The organism is Variovorax sp. M-6 (assembly GCF_052114385.1).
Classification (GTDB): domain Bacteria; phylum Pseudomonadota; class Gammaproteobacteria; order Burkholderiales; family Burkholderiaceae_C; genus Variovorax.
In genome coordinates this window covers 147,843-167,029 of the sequence record NZ_JBFREQ010000007.1, presented here as the reverse complement: position 1 = coordinate 167,029, position 19,187 = coordinate 147,843, and the positions used below count along the sequence as shown (strand labels likewise).

Genomic DNA, 19,187 nt, shown 5'->3' with positions numbered 1-19,187 from the left:
GACGCGATGGAGACCGGGGGATTGACCTTCGACCTGTTGCTGCACGCATCGATCACGCCTCGAGGATTGCAGCTGAGCGGCCACTACGACAGCGCTGTGCTGGATCGAGCCACGGTCGATCGCTGGCTCCAGATCTACCGCTCGGCCATCGTGCGGTGGGCTTCCGATGCGCATGCGGAGATCGACCTCGCCGCGGCCTTCTCCCTCGGTGAAAGCGACCGCGCATTGCTTGCGTCGTTCAACGCCACGTCGGCAGCGCAGGAGCCTGGACTGCGCATCGAGACACTGATCGCGCGTCAGGTGGCCGCAACTCCCGAGGCCATCGCAGTGACGGCGGCCGGTGGAGTGCAATTGAGCTTCGAGGAGCTGGCCCGACGGGCCAATGGGCTCGCGGCTGTACTCAAGGATCATGGCGTCGGTGCCGGCGACCTCGTCGGCCTGTCCTGCGACCGCAACGAGCACATGCTGGTGGGGCTCTTTGGCATCTTGCAGGCAGGCGCCGGCTATGTGCCGCTGGACCCTTCGTTCCCGGCGGATCGCTTGACCTTCATGACGGAAGACGCGCAGCTGCGCGTGATGGTGGTGGATGCATCGACCGAGGGTCTCTGGTCCGGCACGTCGCTCGCCGTCGTGCGTGCAGACGAAGTCACGCCCAGCGCGACCCGGCCGGCGCCCCACCACGACGCCGAGGCAGTCGCCTACGTCATCTACACCTCGGGCTCCACGGGCCGACCCAAAGGGGTGCGCGTGCCGCATCGCAGCGTGTGCAACCTCCTGTCGAGTCTACGCAGCGTGCCGGGAATCCGCACCGACCACGTGACGCTCGCGGTGACGACGCTGTCGTTCGACATCGCCGTGTCCGAATTGCTTCTGCCGCTGACTGTCGGCTCGCGCATCGTCGTTGCCGACAAGGTCCAGGCCATGGACGGGTCGCTGTTGCGGTCGCTGGTCGAGCGAGAGCGAGTGACCTTCATCGATGCCACGCCATCGACCTGGCGCCTGCTGCTTGCTGCGGGCTGGCCCGGTTGCGCGGACATGCTCGCGATCTGCACCGGCGAGCCCTTGCCGCCGGACCTCGGCCGCAAGCTGCTGCCGATGGTGCAGCAGCTCTGGAATGGCTACGGCCCGACCGAAACGACGGTTTGGTCGAGCTTCCATCGGGTCGAGCAGGTCGACGGGACTGTGCCGATCGGGCGTCCGCTGGCGAATACGCAGTTCCACGTGCTCAATGCAGCGCTGCAAGCGCTGCCGGTCGGCGTTGTCGGCGAACTCTTCATCGGTGGCGCCGGGGTGACGCTTGGCTACCTGAATCGCGCCGACCTCACGGCCGAGCGCTTCCTGCCGGATTCCTTCAGCAACGAGGAAGGCGCCCTGCTCTACCGGACCGGCGACCTGGGCCGCTGGCGTGCCGACGGCGTGCTGGAGTGCCTGGGCCGCAACGATCACCAGGTCAAGATCCGGGGCTACCGCATCGAACTCGGCGAGATCGAGAGCGCCCTGTCGTTGCACGCCGCGATCGACCAGTCGGTGGTGATCGCACGCGAGGACCAGCCCGGCAACGTCCGCCTGGTGGCCTACTTCACCTCGAAGCGGGCACCGGGCATAGAGGCGCTGCGCGCGCACCTCGCGACGCGGTTGCCGCCCTACATGGTCCCGAGCGCGTTCGTTGCCCTCGATGCGCTTCCCCTGCTTCCCAACGGCAAGCTCGATCGCCGCTCGCTACCGGCGCCGCCGACGGCGCGCCCCGAACTGTCCGAGCCCTATGAAGAAGGCCGAAGCCCGACCGAACGTCACGTGTGCGACGTCTTCGCAAGGTTGCTGGGCATCGACCAAGTCGGTCGCACGGACAATTTCTTCGACCTCGGCGGCGACTCGATTCTGGTCTTGCGCGCGTTGGCCGAGCTGCAGAAGACCAGCGCGCAGCCGCTATCGGCCAACATGTTCTTTCAGCAGCCGACACCGGAGGCCCTCGGAGCGCACCTGGATGCCGGCACGTCCGCGCAACCGTCCATCAGGCCGGAGCCGACTCGAGAGAAGCCCTCCTCCGGCAACGATGAGCCCATCGCACTCATCGGCATGGCGGGCCGCTTCCCCGGCGCGACCAGCGTCGAGCAATTCTGGGACAACCTCTGCGAGGGGCGCGATTCGATCAGCTTCTTCGACGACGCCACGCTCGATCCTGCGGTCAAGGCGGTGCTGCGGGACAACCCCAACTACGTGCGAGCGCGCGGCGTGATCGACGACGTCGAGTGGTTCGACGCCGCCTTCTTCGGCATCAACCCCAAGGAGGCGGAGCTGATGGATCCACAGCAGCGTCTGTTTCTGGAGATCTGCTGGGAGTGCATGGAGCGCGCGGGCTACACGCCCGATCAGTACCCGGGTCCGGTAGGGATCTTCGCCGGCATGAACAACGCCACCTACTTCTTGAACCATGTGCAGAAGCAGCCCGACAGGGTGGACGAGTTCGGCGCGTTCCAGGTCATGCTCGCCAACGAGAAGGACTACATCGCCACGCGCGTGGCGCACCGCTTGAACCTGACCGGGCCTGCGATCGCCATCCACACCGCGTGTTCGACTTCGCTCGTTGCCGTCGCCCAGGCTTTCCACGCGCTGCGCGCGGGTCAATGCGACGCAGCATTGGCCGGCGGCATTGCGATCACCTGTCCGCCGCGCAGCGGCTACCTCCACGAAGAGGGCGCCATGTTGTCTCCCGATGGCCACACGCGCAGCTTCGACGAGCGGGCGCAGGGCACGGTGTTCAGCGACGGTGCCGGCGTGGTGATGCTCAAGCGGCTGAGCGACGCGCTCGCTGCCGGCGATCCGATCTACGCGGTGCTACGGGGCGCCGCCGTCAACAACGATGGTGGCGCCAAGGCCAGCTTCACGGCGCCCAGCATCAACGGTCAGGCCGCCGTCATCTCGGCCTCGCTCGCGTCGGCCGGCGTGGACGCCCGAAGCATCTCTTACGTCGAGGCGCACGGCACGGCCACCCCCATGGGCGACCCCGTCGAGATCGAGGGCCTGACGCGGGCGTTCGCACGCCACACGTCCGACACCGACTTCTGCCGCATCGGGTCGGTCAAGAGCAACGTGGGCCATCTGGTCACGGCAGCCGGGGTTGCGGGGCTGATCAAGACCGCCCTGGCCTTGCACACCGAGCGCATCCCGCCCACGGCGCATTTCACGCGACCCAATCCCCGCATCCGCTTCGAGACCACGCCCTTCAGGGTCAATGACAGTCTGCATCCCTGGCCGCGCGTGGATGCGCCCAGGCGCGCCGGCGTGAGCTCCTTCGGCGTCGGCGGCACCAACGCCCACGTGATCGTCGAGGAGGCGCCATCACGTGCCGACTCGGACATCTCGGCCGCGCCTCAGCTGCTGGTGCTTTCGGCCCGCACGCCCACGGCGCTGGCTGCGGCCCGCACGCGGCTGGCCGCTCACCTCGAGGCGCATCCCCGCATCTGCCTGCCCGATGTGGCCCACACGCTGCGCGTCGGTCGCAAGACCTTCGCCCATCGCGCATGCGTCGTCGCACGGTCACCCGCCGAAGCGGCCGCCGCGTTGCGCGCCGCAGACGGATCAGGTGGCTTCAGTGGAACAGCGGCCACATCCAGACCCCAGCCCGTCCTCCTGTTTCCTGGCCAGGATCCGCAATACCACGGCATGGGCCGCGCGCTGTACGCGCAGGAGGCGGTTTTCCGCGCCGCCTTCGACGAGTGCCACTCGGCTTTCGAGCGCGTGCAGGGCTTCGACCTCCGGGCGGGCGTGTTTTCCGATGCCCCTGCGGCGCCCTCTTTCGCGCAGGCAGCGACCTTTGCGATCGAATATGCGCTCGCGCGCCAGTTGCTGGCGCTGCAGGTGAAGCCGGCAGCCATGCTCGGCCACGGCGTCGGCGCTTTCGTTGCCGCGGTTCTGGCCGGCGTGATGCAGCTCGACGATGCGGTCAAGCTCGTGGAGCTGCGCGCCGACTCGATGCACACGCGGCGCACCGAGATCATGCTGTCCGTATTCCAGCCGGTCGCGGAGCTGTCGGGAATGCTGCCGGAAGGCGTTTCGCTGGCTGCCGGCAACGGTCCCACGGGCTGCCTTGTGGCCGGACCGATCGATGGACTCGAGCGCCTGCGTGCATCGCTCGAAGCCCAAGGGATCGAATCCAGACTCTATTTGGCATCGCGCGCCGTTGACCTGACCGGCGCCGCCGGTACGCCTTGCGAATCGCAATCGCCCGACATCCGTCTGTCGCCCCCCAGTCTGCCGCTCTATTCGACATTGACCGGCAGACTCCTGACACCCGAGGAAGCCATCGACCCCAGCTACTGGGTCCGCCATTTGCGCGAGACGGTGCGCTTCTCGCCGGCGCTGTCCGAGGTCACGAGCCATCTCGGGCATCCGTTGTTCATCGAGATCGGTCCGCACCACACCGTGCCGACGCTGAGCAGGCTTCGGCCCACCGACGAGGCTCCGTCGCCCGCCATCGCCTTGCTCGGCCACGGACCCCAGGACGAATGCAGAGCCTGGCGCCTTGCCGCTGGCCGCATCTGGGCAACCGGTGCAGAGATCGATCTCGTCGCGCTCGATGAGCGTGCAAGCAAGCATCGCGTGGTGTTGCCTACCTATCCGTTCGAACGCCATCGCTTCTGGCTCGACACGACCGCCGCCGCGAAGACGCCGCTCGATCTGCGCTCAAACGATCCTGCGCCAGTGGCCGTAGCGCCAGCTGCGGAGGCGACGCAGGATCCGGCAACTGCAGCCGTACCTGGCCACGACAGCCTCCTGCGGCAGGTTGTGGAAGGTCAGATGCAGTTGATGCAGCAGCAACTCACGATGCTGGCGGCGTTTCCCCGGAGCGGGGCTGGCCCGGGCTGAGGTGTGGCGTGCGGATCGCGTCGGCCACGGCCTCGATCCCCGAATCGCTGAGGTCGGCTGCCGCGACCCGCGCGCGCTGCGGCCATCGGCCGAAATGCCGCGCCTGCGACCGCTCGTAGTGCGGGTCGTAATGCAGCGCCATCAGCTCCGCGAACAGCGGCTCCAGCGCGCCCTCGCGTGCCCATTGCTGCCAGCGCTCCACCACCGCCTTGCCCTGCAGCTCCTTGAGCTTGCCGAGCTGGCCGGTCAGGGCCTCGCGGTCGTCGCCGAGGTAGGCGTAGTCGCGCAGCAGGTAGGCCAGCCGCGCGGCCGGGTCGGCCTGCACCTCGATGCACTCGGACTCGCGCATCCGCGCCACCAGCGGCAAGGGCACCGACAGCCGGCCGATGCGGGCGCTTTCGCCCTCCACATACAGGGGCCGCGAAAGATCCAGCGCATCGAAGCAGGTCGCGATCCGGGTCTCGAACTGCTTCTGCGACGGCTGCGGCACGCCGGGCAAGGCGCCCAGCAGCGAGCCCTTGTGGCTGGCGCAATGCTCGAGGTCGAGCACCTGCTCGCCGCGCGCGGCCAGCGCCTGCAGCACGCGGGTCTTGGCGCTGCCGGTGGCGCCGCAGATCACGCGCAACTGCAGCTGCGGGCAGGTCGACTCGATCTGCGCCAGCACGTGATGGCGAAAGCTCTTGTAGCCGCCGGCCAGTTGCTGGGCATCCCAGCCCACCAGCCGCAGCCAGGTCACCATCGAGCCGCTGCGCAAGCCTCCACGCCAGCAATAGACCAGCGGCCGCCAGTTCGCGGGGCGGTCGGCGAAACGTTCGCGCAGGTGGCGCGCGAGATTGGCGGCGACCATCGCGCCGCCGACCCGCCGGGCCTCGAAGGCGCCGGTCTGCTTGTACAGGGTGCCGACGATCCGGCGCTCCTCGTCGTCGAGCACCGGGCAGTTGATGGCGCCCGGAATGTGGTCGAGCGCGAACTCGGCGGGCGAGCGGGCGTCGATCAGGGTGTCGAAGGCGTGCATGTCCGCCACGCGCGTCGGCGGGCGGTGCCGCTTGTCGTCCTCACGCATAGGCCGGCCCCAGTCCGCGCCGCAGCCGGGCGCTCGCCATGTCCACCAGCGCGACCAGGCCGAACATCGCGATCAGCACGGTCATGGCCTGCTGCTGCTGGAAGATCGACAGGTGGAAGTAGAGCAGCTGGCCCAGGCCGCCGCCGCCCACGAAGCCCAGTACGGTGGCCATTCGGATGTTCATCTCCCAACGATACAGTGTGTAGGCCACCCATTGCGGCAGCACCAGCGGCAGGCTGCCGTAGCTGAAGGCGGCGACCGCGCCGGCGCCGCTCAGCGCCAGCGCGCGTTCGGGCTCGCGCGGCGCATTCTCCAGGCTCTCGGCGAACAGGCGGCCCAGCACGCCGGTGGTGTGCAGCGCCAGCGCCAGGGCGCCGGCAAAGGGGCCGATGCCGGCCGCCAGCACCATCAGGGCGGCCCACACCAGCTCGGGCACGCTGCGCAGGAAGTTGAGGGCAAAGCGGCACAGCTGGCGCAAGGCGAAGCCCGAGCGGCCCGAGGCCGGCAGCGCGAGCAGCGCGCCGGCCGCCGCCGCCAGCAGCGTTCCGAGCGCCGACACCGCGAGCGTCTGCAGCGCTCCCCACGCGGTCTTCGACAGAAAGGCCGGAGAAACGTCGGGCGGGAAGAACTCGGCGATGAACCGGCCCATGAGGGACAGCGACTCGGCCGTGAACAGCGCGCCGTAGTCGACCGCGAGATAGACGAAGCTCGCGGCCACGGCGGCCAGCACCAGGGCCGTCACGGCCCAGCAGCGCAGGCAGCGCGGCGGCGAAGCAGCCATTGCGCTCATCCCAACAGCCTCCGCAATGCGTTGCTCAGCGCATCCGCGAGCAGCACCAGCACCAGGAACACCCCCAGGATGCTGCTGGCCTCGCCGCCGTTGAGCATCTTCATCGACTGGTCCATCAGCTGGCCGAGGCCGCCGGCGCCCACGAAGCCCATTACCACCGAGGCCCGCACCGCGCATTCCCAGCGGTACACGGTGTAGGAGGTCAGCTCCTGCGCGCAGTTCGGCAGCAGCGCGTAGAACAGGGTCGACAGCCGGCCGCTGCCGCTTTCGAGCAGCGCCCGCGCCGGCGCCGTGTCGGTCGACTCGAGCACCTCGGCGTACACCTTGCCGAGCATGCCGCCGTAGGTGATCGCGAGCGCCAGCACGCCGGCCGCGGGACCGAGGCCCAGGGCGCGCACGAAGATCAGCGCCCAGACGATCTCGGGGATCGCGCGCAGCATCATCAGCACCGAACGTGCGAGCTGCCGCAGCACCGCGCCGCGAACGCGGCCGGGTCCCGGGCCGATGCGCGACACCGACAGCGCGCGGGTGGTCACGAAGGCCAGCGGCGCGCCGATCAGGAAGGCCAGCGCGGTGCCGGCCGTGGCCATCGCCAGGGTCTCGAGCGTGGCCCTGGCCAGCAGCGCCAGGAAGGCGGGCGCGGTCTCCGGCGGCAGGAAGCCGCCGAGGAAGCCGCCGATCACCTGCAGGTGGCCGGCACCGAACAGGGCCGAGGGATGGAACTCCGACAGCTGCAGCAGCGGCCAGGCGATTGCCAGCGCGGCCAGCCCACCGACCAGGCGCCGGCGCGCCGCCGGGTCGCGCAGCGTTCGTGCGTCCGTCATGCGTAGAGCGCCTTCAGCATCGCCGGGTCGACCTCGCCGACCGGCCGGTCGAACACCACCCGCCCTTCGCGCATGCCGACGATGCGCGGGAACCAGCGCAGCGCCAGGTCGACCGCATGCAGCGAAGCCACCAGGGTCGCGCCGCTCGTCTCGCTCTGCTGCACCAGTTGCTGCAGCGCGGCGTCGGCCAGCGTCGGGTCGAGGGCCGACACCGGCTCGTCGGCCAGCAGCAGCGCCGGACGCTGGTACAGCACGCGGGCAATGCCGACGCGCTGCAGCTGGCCGCCCGACAGGCGGTCGCAGCGCTCGAAGAGCCGGTCTTCGAGCGCCAGCCGCGACAGCGCCTCGTGCGCCCCCTGCAGGTCGGCCGGACGCAACAGCGAGCCGAGCGCGCGCAGCGTCGACCACTGGCCGAGGCGCCCCGCGAGCACCGCGGTCACGACGCGCAGCCGCGGCGCGATCGGCGGGGCCTGGTGCACGGTCCCGATGCGCGTGCGCAGCCGGCGCAGCGCCGGTGCCGGCAATTGCCACGGCGACTCGCCGAGCACCCGGACCGCGCCCTCGCCGGGCCGCAGCGCGGCGCCCAGCACGCGCAGCAGCGTGGTCTTGCCGGCGCCCGAGGGGCCGATGACGGCGAGCCGTTCGCCGCCGCCGGCCGCCAGTGAGACATTCCTCAGCGCGCGGTGGCCGTTCGGATGCACCAGGCCGACCGCCTCGAGCGCGAAGCTCACGCGGCCGGTCCGGCCACAGGCCGCAGCCGCATCACTTGACCAGGCCCGCCGACTTGGCGGCCGCCTCGATGCCGTCGTAGTTGGACGACTGGGTCGGGATGAACTTGCTGGCCCGCTGCAGATCCATGATCTCCTTGTGGGCCGGGTTCGCCGGGTCGAGCTTCAGGAAGGCCTCGGTCAGCTTCTTCGTCACGACCGGGTCGAGGCCCGGGCGCACCGTCCAGTTGTAGTCGTAGTAGGTCGGCGTGGTCGCCAGCACGCGCACCTTGGCCGCGTTCGGATTCTTGTTCTCGACCAGCTTGTCCCAGACCGAGGCATTGAGCACGCCGGCCTCGGCCCGCGACGCGGCCACGAAGGCCACCGTGGCGTCATGCGCGCCGGAATAGGCCACGGTCTTGAAGTCCTTCTCGGGATCGATGCCGGCCTGCAGCAGGAAGTAGCGCGGCATCAGGCTGCCCGAGGTGGACGACGGCGCGCCGAAGGCGAAGGTCTTGCCCTTGAGGTCGGCCAGGGTCTTGGCGCTGCTGTCGATCGGAACGATGAACTTGCTGGTGAAGACCTTGTCTTCCGCGCGCTGCACGATCGGCACCGCGCCGCCGTTGGTGCGGATGCGGGCCTGCACGAAGGTGAAGCCGCCGAGCCAGGCGAGGTCGAGCTTGTTGGTCGCCAGCCCTTCGACCACCGCCGCATAGTCGGTCACGGCGGTGAACTGCACCTCCATGCCGGTTTCCTTCTGCAGGTAGTCGCCCAGCGGCTTGAACTTGCGCTGCAGTTCGGTCGGTGCCTCGTCCGGGATGGCGGAGACGCGCAGCACCTTGACCTGGGCCAGGGCGCCCATGGCAAAAGCGGACAGGGCCAGCACGAGGGCGAGGCGGGAGAGTGTTTTCATGGGGGGTGCGAAGCAGGCGCCTCGGAAAGAAAGTCGACAGCCTTCGATTGTAGAAAGACGCAAGCGCGGGCCGCTTCGATAATGGGCCTCCGACCGATCCGCGCTACACCCATGACCGACATCCGCCCCCCCTCCCCCGTCAACCCACTGGCCCCGCTGCGCCTCACGAGCTTCTCGCACGGCGGCGGCTGCGGCTGCAAGATCGCGCCCGGCGTGCTCTCGCAGATCCTCAAGAGCGGTGCCGGCGGCCTGATGCCGCCGGAGCTGATGGTGGGCATCGAGACCGCCGACGACGCCGCGGTCTACCGCCTCAACGACACCCAGGCCCTGGTCGCGACCACCGATTTCTTCATGCCGATCGTCGACGACCCGTACGAGTTCGGCCGCATCGCCGCCACCAATGCGATCAGCGACGTCTACGCCATGGGCGGCAAGCCCATCATGGCGCTGGCGCTGGTCGCGATGCCGGTCAACCAGCTGCCGCTCGAAGCCATCGGCGAGATCGTGCGCGGCGGCCAGGACGTCTGCCGCGCGGCGGGCATTCCGATCGCCGGCGGCCACACCATCGACTCGGTCGAACCGATCTACGGGCTGGTGGTCATGGGCCTGGTCGACCCGGCCCACGTCAAGCGCAACGCCGACGCGCGCGCCGGCGATGTGCTGGTGCTCGGCAAGCCGCTGGGCGTCGGCGTACTGTCGGCGGCGCTCAAGAAGGAACAACTCCCTGACGCCGGCTACCGGCAGCTGATCGACAGCACGACCCGGCTCAACACGCCCGGCATCGCGCTGGCGGCGCTGCCCGGCGTGCACGCGCTGACCGACGTCACCGGCTTCGGGCTGGCCGGCCACACGCTGGAGCTCGCGCGCGGCGCCGGCCTGACGGCCGTGATCGAGTGGTCGAAGGTGCCGCTCCTCGATGGCGTGGAAGCGCTGGCCGCCAGCGGCTTCGTCACCGGCGCCTCGGGCCGCAACTGGAGCGGCTACGGCGCCGAGGTCGACCTCGCGGCCGGCCTGCCGGCCACCGCGCAGGCGCTCGTGAGCGATCCGCAGACCTCCGGCGGGCTGCTCGTGAGCTGTGCGCCCGAGGCGGTCGATGCCGTGCTGAAGATCTTCCGCGACGAGGGCTTCGGCGCCGCGGCGGCGATCGGCCGCACCGAAGCCGGGCCCGCGCGCTTGCGCGTGCTGGACTGAAGCGGCACCGCCAGCAGCGCGCAGGCGCTGGCCACGAACCAGACCAGCGGCCACCCCTGCGATGACAGCAGATGCGGAATCGTCAACGGCGTGAGGAAGCAGATCGCGAAGACGCTCGTGTTCGCCATTCCCAGGGCCGTGCCTGCGCGCGCGGCGCCCGCGAGCACCGCGAGCTCGGTGTAGGCCACCCCGTGCCAGGCCGAGACGCAGACGCCGCAGGCCGCCAGCAGCAGGAGCCAGGCGATGCGCAGGGCCGCGGAGTCGCCGGCCATGCCCTGTTGTCCGGCCCAGGTCGCCGCACCCAGCACGGCAAAGAGCAGCACGCTGAGCACACTGCATCCGTGCAGATAGGCGGGACGATTGCCGTGCCGATCCGTCCAGCGGCCGCTCCAGACGCGCAGCGCCATCGCGCCGACCTGCACCGTGGTCATGGCGGCGGTGATCGACGCCAGCCCCAGGTGGGCAAAGTCGTGAAGAAAGACGGTGCCGAAGGACAGCACCGCGAATTGCGGCGCACAGAGGATCCCGATGCCCGCGACCAGGCGCCAGACGCGCGCATCCCGCAGCGGACTGGCTGGCCTGCGGGCAGGCGCCGCCGTCGCGGTCGACGCTGCACGGGGCGCGGCCGGCGGCTCCTTGATCCACGCCCATGAGAGCAGCGCGCCGGCGCCGCACAACAGCGCCAGCAGCCCGTACAAGGCCGTGAAGCCGAGGTGCAGCGCCACCATCGGCAAGAGCAGCGCGCCGACGCCGCCGCCCAGCGGCACGGCCGTCTGGCGGATGCTCATCGCCAGCCCGCGCTCGCCGTCCGCGAACCACGTCATCACCGCGCGGCCGCTGGCACCGTTGACGCTGCCGCCCAGCAGCCCGACCAGCAACAGCCCGGCGCCCAGCCAGCCCAGGCCGGGCACGTGCTGCGGCGTCGGGGCGGCGAGGAGCGCCATCGCCAGCAGCGCCAGCGCCGTGCCGCAGAGGCCGGTCAGCAGCACCGGGCGATCGCCCCAGCGGTCGGTCAGCAGGCCCCAGGGCAATTCACTGACGGCAATGCCCAGGCCCATCAGGCCGAGCACCAGGCCGAGGCTTGCGTTGTCGAGCCGGTAGCCGCTGCGCATCCACACGGCGGTCATCGGGATCCCGCTGAAGGCGACCGAGAAGGCCGCGTTGGCGGCCACCCCGGCGGCCAGTACTTTCCAGCGATGAGAAGCGGACAGAAGAGGTTCGAAGGACATCGTGCGCCGCAGTGTGCGGCGTTCGAAGCGTTCTGAAAATCAGATAATATTCAAGCAATCGTCCCAAAATTCAGGATTGTCATGGCCCCCGTCATGTTCGACCTCGAGGTCCTGCGCAGCTTCTCCACCGGGATCGCGCTGGGCAGCTATGCGCGCGCCGCCGACAAGCTGGGGCGCTCGACCTCGGCCGTGAGCGCCCAGCTCAAGAAGCTCGAATCGCAGGCCGGGACCGCCCTCTTCCGCAAGGCCGGGCGCGGCCTCGAACTCACCGACGCCGGCCAGACCCTGCTGGCCTACGCCCACCGGCTGCTCCAGATCAATGACGAGGCGGCGGCCGCGATGCGCAGCGTCGATCTGCAGGGATGGGTTCGCCTGGGCCTGCAGGAAGACCTGGGCGAGACGCTGCTGCCCGGCGTGCTCGGCCGCTTTTCCCGCGCGCATCCGAAGGTGCGCATCGAGGCCTGCGTGGCGCGCAGCGCGGACCTGCGCGAGCGCCTGGATCTGGGCCAGCTCGACCTCGCATTGGTGTGGGAAGTCGGCGGCCGGCAGCCGCTCGCGCACGGCGAGCGGCTGCTGCGCCTGCCCTTGCAATGGCTCGGCCCGAGCGCGCCCGACGCGCGCGAGGCGCCTTGGTGGACCGAGCGCCGGCGGCCGCGCAAGGCCCCGCCGCTCGAAGCCCTGCCCCTGGTGCTGCTCGATGCGCCATGCCCGCTGCGCGACATCGTCACGACGGTGCTCGACCGCGCCGGGATTCCATGGCGCCATTCGTTCAACAGCGCCAGCCTGGCGGCACTCTGGGCCGCGACTTCGGCCGGGCTCGGACTGTCCGCGCGGACGCCGCTCGGGCTGCCGCCGCACATCGCCGTGATCGACCGTGCCGGCACCGACCTGCCGGCACTGCCGCAGGTCGCGCTGGCGATGTACCGGGCGCAGGCGCAGCCCGATGCGCCGGTGGCCCGCCTGGCCGAGCTGCTGCGCGAGGCGGTTCAGTCCGCCGTGCCGGGCGCCTGAGCGGCGGCGACACCGAGCCGCTTCGCGAGCCGCACCAGATTGCCGCGGTCGATCCCGAGCGACTTCGCGGCCGCGCTCCAGTTGGAGCCGCTGTCGGCCAGCGCCGATCGCACCAGTTCGCTCTTGAGCCGGTCGACCGCGTCGCTCAGCGGCTCGCCCTCGCGCAGCCGGCGGCGCCCGGCGGCCGGCGTGACGTCCCGGGCCTCGGGCGCTGCCGTGGGCCGAGCCGCTTGCGGCCCCGCCTCCAGGTCGAGATCCTCCGCCGTCAGGCTCAGGATCCGCAACCGCTGCGGATGGCGCGCCCGCGCCTTCAGCACGCTGCGCCCGAGCAGGTGCTCCAGTTCGCGCACGTTGCCCGGCCAGCCATAGGCCAGCAGCGCGGCCTGCGCGCTGGCGTCCAGCCTGGCGGCGCCGAAGCCGAGCCGGGACCGGTTCTCTTCGAGGAAGAAGCCGCTGAGCAGCAGCACGTCGCGCCCGCGCTCGCGCAAGGGTGGCACCCGCAGCGGGTAGGCGCTCAGGCGGTGATAGAAGTCGGCCCGCAGCCGCCCGGCCCTCACCTCCTCGGCCAGGTCCCGGTTGCTGGCCGCGATCAGGCGCACGTCGACGCGGTGCTCGCGGTCGGAGCCCAGCCGCTGCAGCTGGCCGCTCTGCAGCACGCGCAGCAGCTTGGCCTGCACCGGCATCGGAAGCTCGCCGACCTCGTCCAGGAACAGCGTGCCGCCATCGGCCAGTTCGAACTTGCCCGGCCGGTCGGCGGAAGCCCCGGTGAAGGCGCCTTTCACGTGGCCGAAGAGTTCGCTCTCGACCAGCGTCTCGGGCAGGGCCGCGCAGTTGAGGCTGATCATGGGGCGCGCCGCGCGCCCGGAGCCGGCATGGATCGCCTCCGCCACCAGCTCCTTGCCGACGCCGGTCTCGCCCTGGATCAGCACCGAGAGCTCACTGCCGGCGACCAGTTCGATGTCGGCCAGCAGCTGGCGCATGGCCGCGCTGCGGCCGATCAGTTCGCGCGCCCGCGGCGCGGCGGCGAGCCTGAAGCCCTCCGCGCGCAGGCTTTCGAGCGCGACGCGATCCTCGAGCTGCTCGATGCGGCCGGCCACGGTGACGATGGCCGCCGCCAGGCTCGCGAACAGCTGCAGCGCCGCCAGGTCCCCGCGCGAGAAGCGGTCCGGCTTCAGCGCATCGAGCGTGAGCAGGCCCCAGATCCGCTGGTTGAGCCGGATCGGGCAGCCGACGCAGTCGTGCACGTCCAGATCGCCGTGCACGCCCTCCACCAGGCCGTCGTACGGGTCCGGCAGCGGGCTGTCGGACGGAAAGCGCAAGGGCCCGCCGGCGCCCAGCAGCGCCGCGAAGCGCGGGTGCTCTGCGATGCGGAAGCGGCGCCCCAGCGTGTCGCGGCTCAGTCCGTCGACCGCCAGCGGCAGCAGGCTGCCGTCCTCCAGCCGCAGCAACGCGGCCGCATCGCAGGGCAGCAGCACGCGCAAGGACTGCAGCAGCCGGCGATACAGCTCCTCGCCGGGCAGGCCGGCGCCCATGTCCGCGACCAGGGGCGCGACCGCCTCGAGCAGCTTGTCTGCAGTCATTTGGACATGGCGTGAGGTCATGATGACTCGATTTTATTCATGTCAAAAAGACATCAACGACGCCAAGTCCTTGATTTGCAAGGCCACCGGGCCTGGAACGGGGATTGCAAGGAACACGGCATCCATTGAACCCCAAGGAGCCCCTTCCGTGCTGACCGCGCAACAAAAGTCCATCGTCACCGCCACCGTCCCGCTGCTCGAAACCGGAGGCGAGGCGCTGACGACCCACTTCTACCGGATCATGCTCGACGAGCATCCCGAAGTGCGGCCGCTCTTCAACCAGGCCCACCAGGCCAGCGGCGAACAGCCGCGCGCCCTGGCCAACGGCGTGCTGATGTACGCGAAGAACATCGACCGGCTCGAGGCGCTCGGCGAACTCGCGGGCCAGATCGTCAACAAGCACGTCGCGCTGCAGGTGCAGCCCGAGCACTACCCGATCGTCGGCGCCTGCCTGCTGCGCGCGATCCGCGAAGTGCTTGGCGCCGAGATCGCCACCGACGAAGTGATCGCCGCCTGGGGCGCGGCCTACGGCCAGCTCGCCGACATCCTGATCGGCGCCGAGAAGCAGGCCTACGACGAGCGCGCCGAAGCGCCCGGCGGCTGGCGCGGCGCGCGGCCGTTCGTGGTGGTGAAGAAGGAGGTCGAGAGCGAGGAGATCCATTCGTTCTACCTGGCGCCGGCCGACGGCCAGCCGATTCTCGATTTCAAGCCCGGCCAGTACATCGGGCTGCGGCTCGTGGTCGACGGCAACGAGATCCGGCGCAACTACTCGCTGTCCGCAGCGCCCAACGGCAAGACCTACCGCATCAGCGTCAAGCGCGAGACCGGCGGCCTGGCCTCCGGCCACCTGCACGACCAGGTCGGCGAAGGCAGCACGGTCGAGCTGTTCCCGCCGGCGGGGGCTTTCACGCTGGAACCGAGCGATCGGCCGCTGGTGCTGATCAGCGGCGGCGTGGGCATCACGCCGACGCTGGCGATGCTCGAGGCCGCGCTGAAAACGACGCGCGCGGTGCACTTCATCCACTGCGCGCGCACCCGCGGCGTGCATGCCTTCCGCCATGTCATCGATGCGCTGGCGCACAAGCACCCGCAGCTCGAGCGCTTCTACTGCTACGACGAGGTTCACGACACCCAGGCCGCGGCCGATGCACCGGACGCCGTGGGCCGCCTGGACGTGCAAAAGCTCGCCCAGTGGCTGCCCGCGACGACGCGCGACATCGATGCCTACTTCCTCGGTCCGAAGCCGTTCATGCAGCAGGTGAAGACCGCGCTGCGCACGCTGGGCGTGCCGGACCGGCAGACGCGCTACGAATTCTTCGGGCCGGCCTCGGCGCTCGAATAGCGGCGGCCGGGACCCTCATTCGGAGGGGCGGTCGAGATAGAGCCGCAGCAGTTCGTTGACCGAACCGACGCCCAGCTTCTCGAGCAGGCGGCTGCGATGCTGCTCGACCGTCCGGTGGCTGATGGCCAGTTCCTTGGCGATCAGCTTGCTCGGCAACCCCTTGAGGGCCAGGGCCATGACCTCGCGCTCGCGCCTGCTCAAGGCCTCGACCCGTTTCGCGATCGACGGCTGCGCATCCTGGGCGGGCGCGCGCGGTGCCGCATTGCGCCGCAGCGCCTCGTCGATCGCATCGAGCAACTGCTGCTCGCGATACGGCTTCTGAACGAAGTCCACCGCACCGTCCTTGACGGCCTTGACCGCCATCGCGATGTCGCCGTGGCCGCTGATGAAGACGATGGGGATGCGCGCGCCCATCGCCATAAGGCGCTCCTGCAGCGCCAGCCCGTTCATGCGGGCCATGCGCACGTCCAGCACCAGGCAGCCCGGGCGATCGGGATCGAACACCTCGAGGAAATCCAGCGCCGAGCCGAAGGTCTCGGTCGGCAGGCCGACCGACCCCACCAGCTCCCGGACCGAATCCCTGTAGCCTTCGTCGTCGTCGATGATGAACACGGTGGGCTCGGCCATGGCCTCAGTCCGCGGGCGGGGTGACGGGAAGGGTGAAGCGGAACAAGGCTCCGCCGCCGGGATTGTGCGACGCCCACAACCGGCCTCCGTGCGCCTCGATCAGCTTGCGGCAGATCGCCAGGCCCACGCCCAGGCCGCTGGACTTGGTCGAATAGAAGGACTCGAAGACCCGCTCCAGGTCGCCTTCGGCGATGCCCGCGCCACGGTCCCCGACCTCCACCTGCACCTCGTCGCGCTCGTTCAGCGCGATGGCGATGCCGATTTCCCTCGCGCCGCCGGCCCCCGGAAGCTCGATCGCCTCCATCGCATTGCGCAGCAGGTTCAGGACCACCTGCTGCAGGTGGATCTCATCGACCACCACCACCGGCAAGCCGATCGCCGCCGCCGACCGGATGCGGATGTCGCGCAGCTCGCAATCCATCTTCACCATGCCGACGCATTCGGCGATCGCATGCTCGATGTCGATGGGCTTGGCGTCCAACTCGTGCCGCTGCGCCATGCTGCGCATGCGCGTCACCACGTCGCCGGCGCGCGTGGCCTGGCCGATGACCTTGTCCAGCAGGTCCATCACCCGCCCCAGGTCGGGCGCCGGTTCGGACGCTCGGCGGCGTGCGGCCAGCGCATAGTTCTCGATCGCGCCGAGCGGCTGGGTGATCTCGTGGGCCAGCGCCACGGACATCTCGCCCGCCGTATGAACGCGCACCAGGTGGGCGAGGCGCTCGCGCCAATGCGCCGCCTCCACCTCCGCGGCGAGCTTGCGGCGCTCGGCGGCCTCGCGCGCCTGCAGGCTGCCGAAGACCTCGGCGAGCAGGCTGACGCCCGGCGTCAGCGCATCGGGCCATTCGTTCGGGCGCTGCATGCTCGCGATCGAGAGCGCGCCGACGATCGTGCCGGAGACGGAAATCGGAACCACCAGCAGCGAGCAGACGCCGATCGCCGCCAGTGCGGCCCTGTCGGCCTGCGCTTCGCGCGGCAGATCGGCGACGCGGCCCAGGCGTACGATGCGTCCCGCCGCGACCCGGTCGCCGATCCAGGGAAGCACGGGCGTGTCTCCCAGGCCCATCGGGGGCGCGAAGCCCTCCGCGTGCCAGCGCTGCGTGCCGCCGAACTGGGGCTGGCCCGCGACCCGCCGCCAGAGAGCGACCTGCTCGGCCCCCATGAACTGGCCGATCTGCCGCAGGCCGATACCGATCGCCAGGCTCTCCTCGCCCGGCTCCGCCAGCACCAGAGAGGCCAGGATGCCGCTCGCGAGCCGCTCGAAGCCGATCGCGTTGTCGAGTTCCTCCTGCGCCCGATTGCGCGCCAAGGCGCTGCCGAAGACATCCGCCAGCAGCCGCATCCGGGTCAGCAGGGCGTCCGGCCAGATCCGCTCCTCGCGCAGGCAGCCGAAGCTCAGGCCGCCGTGCAGTTGCCCGCCGACGACGATCGGCATGGTCACGTGCGACTTGACGCCGATGCTGCGAAAGGTCTCCCGGTCGAGCTCCGCTTCCGGCGGCAGGTCGTCGAGGCGCGTGAACACGATCGGCTTGTTGGCCAGGGCCATCGCCAGGACCCAGGGGGTCATCTCGCGCGCCGACAGGGCAGGCGGCACCGGCTCGATGCCGTCGACCGCGAACGAATGGGTGATCTCGACCCGGCCGCTCAGCGGGGACACCCGGCTGAGGGTGGACCGGTCGATCCCCAGCGCGGACACGATGCGCGCCAGCCCGTCCCGGATCGCCGCATCGATACCTTGCGGCGGCAGCCCGATGAAGCTCGCCGAGAGATCCGACAGCAGGCGCTCGAAGCGCAGCAGGTCATGCACGGAGACCGCGGCCCGCCCGGCATCGGAGGGGACGGCGGGTTCAGCGACGGATCGCATACGGGCCCACGCGGGACGCGGCGCCAGGGCCGGAAAGCGTTGCGTCGCCGGCTGTTTCACCGAGCCGTAGCGCGCAGGCCAGTTGCTCCTCGCCGACTCTCGATCTCTTCATCGCTTCTCCTTCCTGCCCTCGCGGACCGGTCGAAGAAGCCACCTTAACTCCAGTTCCGGAAAGTCCGAAATCCGGAGCAGCCGTCGCGGCGCTCAGGCCCCCGCCGGCAACCGGCTCATGAGGAGCCTGGCCATCGGCGACGGCGTGCGGCCGTTCAGCGTGACGACGCCCATCTCGGACGCACTGATGGGCAGCCCTTTCACCTCCAGCGCCCGCAGCCGGCCGGCCTCCACTTCCTGCGCAACCGCCGCGTGCGGGGCGGCCAGCACGGAGTCGCAGTCGAGCGCGATGTCCTTGAGCAGTTCGACGTCGTCGCACTCGAGCGCCAGCGAAAGCTCGGCGGCCGAGGGCAGGCCCAGCAGCTGCGCGATCACGCCGCGCACCTCGGCGGGCAGCCGCACCGACAGCACCCCGCAGGTCCACAGTTGCTGCAGCGTTACGGCTCTGAGGCGGGCGAGCGCATGCCCGGCGCGCACATAGAAGCCGCCGGGTTCGTGCCGCAAGGGGCGCACCTCCAGACCGCTGTCGATCGGCAGGTCGCGCGTGTCGGCGACGAAGAACTCGATGTCCTCCTCTCGCAGCCGGGCCAGCAGCAGTTGCCAGTTGCTGATCTCGACCCGCAGGTGGATGGCCGGGAACTCGCGCCGCATCGACGCCAGCAGCGGCGCGAGAAAGGTCGCGGCCGGAAACGGGCCGACGCCGAAGGCGGTGTCGCCGAGCTCCAGGCTGCGGTAGAGCGCGATGTCGCGTTCCAGGCAGCGGTTGTCGAACACCAGCTGGCGTGCACGCGCGACGATGAACTCCCCGGCCGGCGTCGGCACCACGTCCTGGTTGCCGCGGTCGAACAGCACCAGCCCGAGCTCGGCCTCGGCCGCCTGGATGCTGCGGGTCAGCGCCGGCTGGCTCAGGTGCACCTGCTCGGCAGCGCGGACGAAGCTGCGCCGGTCGGCCACGGCGACGATGTGCGTCCAGCGCTTGAGGTCCATGCGACTCCTCCGCGGCGAATTGCAATCAGTGCATCGAGATTAGCTTCACTATGCATTGGACTCAATAGGGATTTGCCGGAACACT

13 protein-coding genes and 2 pseudogenes are annotated in these 19,187 nt (G+C 70.2%); 4 read left to right on the top strand and 11 right to left on the bottom strand.

Going from position 1 to position 19,187, the window contains the following annotated elements; all coding sequences use genetic code 11:
- Positions 1-21: 21 nt before the first annotated feature.
- Positions 22-4,866 (top strand): hybrid non-ribosomal peptide synthetase/type I polyketide synthase, encoded by a 4,845-nt coding sequence (locus tag AB4Z46_RS10675; protein WP_442283462.1) that lies wholly within the window; start codon positions 22-24, stop codon positions 4,864-4,866.
- Here the strand turns inward: AB4Z46_RS10675 and mnmH are convergent.
- The 5 genes and pseudogenes from mnmH to AB4Z46_RS10650 all read right to left on the bottom strand — a co-directional run bounded on the left by mnmH (position 4,820) and on the right by AB4Z46_RS10650 (position 9,163).
- Positions 4,820-5,929 carry a tRNA 2-selenouridine(34) synthase MnmH gene (mnmH, locus tag AB4Z46_RS10670; RefSeq protein ID WP_442283461.1) on the bottom strand — a complete coding sequence of 370 codons (1,110 nt, stop codon included), beginning with the start codon at positions 5,927-5,929 and terminating at the stop codon, positions 4,820-4,822. The two genes, AB4Z46_RS10675 and mnmH, sit on opposite strands and share 47 nt — an antisense overlap.
- Positions 5,922-6,719 carry a phosphonate ABC transporter, permease protein PhnE gene (phnE, locus tag AB4Z46_RS10665; RefSeq protein ID WP_442283460.1) on the bottom strand — a complete coding sequence of 266 codons (798 nt, stop codon included), beginning with the start codon at positions 6,717-6,719 and terminating at the stop codon, positions 5,922-5,924. Before phnE ends, mnmH begins: the two co-directional genes overlap by 8 nt.
- Positions 6,716-7,543 carry a PhnE/PtxC family ABC transporter permease gene (locus AB4Z46_RS10660; protein WP_442283459.1) on the bottom strand — a complete coding sequence of 276 codons (828 nt, stop codon included), beginning with the start codon at positions 7,541-7,543 and terminating at the stop codon, positions 6,716-6,718. The genes phnE and AB4Z46_RS10660 overlap by 4 nt, the downstream gene beginning before the upstream one ends.
- A pseudogene (locus AB4Z46_RS10655) lies at positions 7,540-8,208 on the bottom strand (phosphonate ABC transporter ATP-binding protein); the annotation flags it as partial. The pseudogene AB4Z46_RS10655 and the gene AB4Z46_RS10660, both read right to left, overlap by 4 nt.
- A gap of 97 nt (positions 8,209-8,305) precedes the next feature.
- A complete protein-coding gene (locus AB4Z46_RS10650) occupies positions 8,306-9,163 on the bottom strand; it encodes a putative selenate ABC transporter substrate-binding protein (protein WP_442283458.1) in 858 nt (285 codons plus the stop codon).
- Between the two features lie 111 nt (positions 9,164-9,274).
- Here AB4Z46_RS10650 and selD point away from each other — a divergent pair, with 111 nt between their 5' ends.
- Positions 9,275-10,354 (top strand): selenide, water dikinase SelD, encoded by a 1,080-nt coding sequence (gene selD / locus AB4Z46_RS10645; RefSeq protein WP_442283457.1) that lies wholly within the window; start codon positions 9,275-9,277, stop codon positions 10,352-10,354.
- Here selD and AB4Z46_RS10640 read toward each other — a convergent pair.
- Positions 10,354-11,583: pseudogene (locus AB4Z46_RS10640) on the bottom strand (MFS transporter); the annotation flags it as partial. The gene selD and the pseudogene AB4Z46_RS10640 sit on opposite strands and share 1 nt — an antisense overlap.
- Positions 11,584-11,664: 81 nt before the next feature.
- Between AB4Z46_RS10640 and AB4Z46_RS10635 the strand changes: the two are divergent.
- A complete protein-coding gene (locus AB4Z46_RS10635) occupies positions 11,665-12,594 on the top strand; it encodes a LysR substrate-binding domain-containing protein (RefSeq protein ID WP_442283456.1) in 930 nt (309 codons plus the stop codon).
- On the opposite strand, the gene norR is transcribed toward AB4Z46_RS10635, so the two are convergent.
- Complete coding sequence (gene norR / locus AB4Z46_RS10630) at positions 12,570-14,174, bottom strand: nitric oxide reductase transcriptional regulator NorR (protein WP_442283455.1); 1,605 nt, start codon at positions 14,172-14,174, stop codon at positions 12,570-12,572. The genes AB4Z46_RS10635 and norR overlap by 25 nt on opposite strands.
- Before the next feature lie 148 nt (positions 14,175-14,322).
- Between norR and hmpA the strand changes: the two genes are divergently transcribed.
- The gene (gene hmpA, locus AB4Z46_RS10625) at positions 14,323-15,516 is read left to right on the top strand and encodes an NO-inducible flavohemoprotein (RefSeq protein ID WP_442283454.1); all 1,194 of its coding nucleotides are present in this window, start codon (positions 14,323-14,325) and stop codon (positions 15,514-15,516) included.
- Between the two features lie 15 nt (positions 15,517-15,531).
- Here the strand turns inward: hmpA and AB4Z46_RS10620 are convergent, their stop codons facing one another.
- The 4 genes from AB4Z46_RS10620 to AB4Z46_RS10605 form a co-directional block, all read right to left on the bottom strand.
- The gene (locus AB4Z46_RS10620; protein WP_442283453.1) at positions 15,532-16,143 is read right to left on the bottom strand and encodes a response regulator transcription factor; all 612 of its coding nucleotides are present in this window, start codon (positions 16,141-16,143) and stop codon (positions 15,532-15,534) included.
- Between the two features lie 4 nt (positions 16,144-16,147).
- Positions 16,148-18,004 carry a GAF domain-containing sensor histidine kinase gene (locus AB4Z46_RS10615; protein ID WP_442283452.1) on the bottom strand — a complete coding sequence of 619 codons (1,857 nt, stop codon included), beginning with the start codon at positions 18,002-18,004 and terminating at the stop codon, positions 16,148-16,150.
- Positions 17,988-18,116 (bottom strand): hypothetical protein, encoded by a 129-nt coding sequence (locus AB4Z46_RS10610; protein ID WP_442283451.1) that lies wholly within the window; start codon positions 18,114-18,116, stop codon positions 17,988-17,990. The genes AB4Z46_RS10615 and AB4Z46_RS10610 overlap by 17 nt, the downstream gene beginning before the upstream one ends.
- 92 nt (positions 18,117-18,208) lie before the next feature.
- The gene (locus AB4Z46_RS10605) at positions 18,209-19,102 is read right to left on the bottom strand and encodes a LysR family transcriptional regulator (protein ID WP_442283450.1); all 894 of its coding nucleotides are present in this window, start codon (positions 19,100-19,102) and stop codon (positions 18,209-18,211) included.
- Positions 19,103-19,187: the final 85 nt, after the last annotated feature.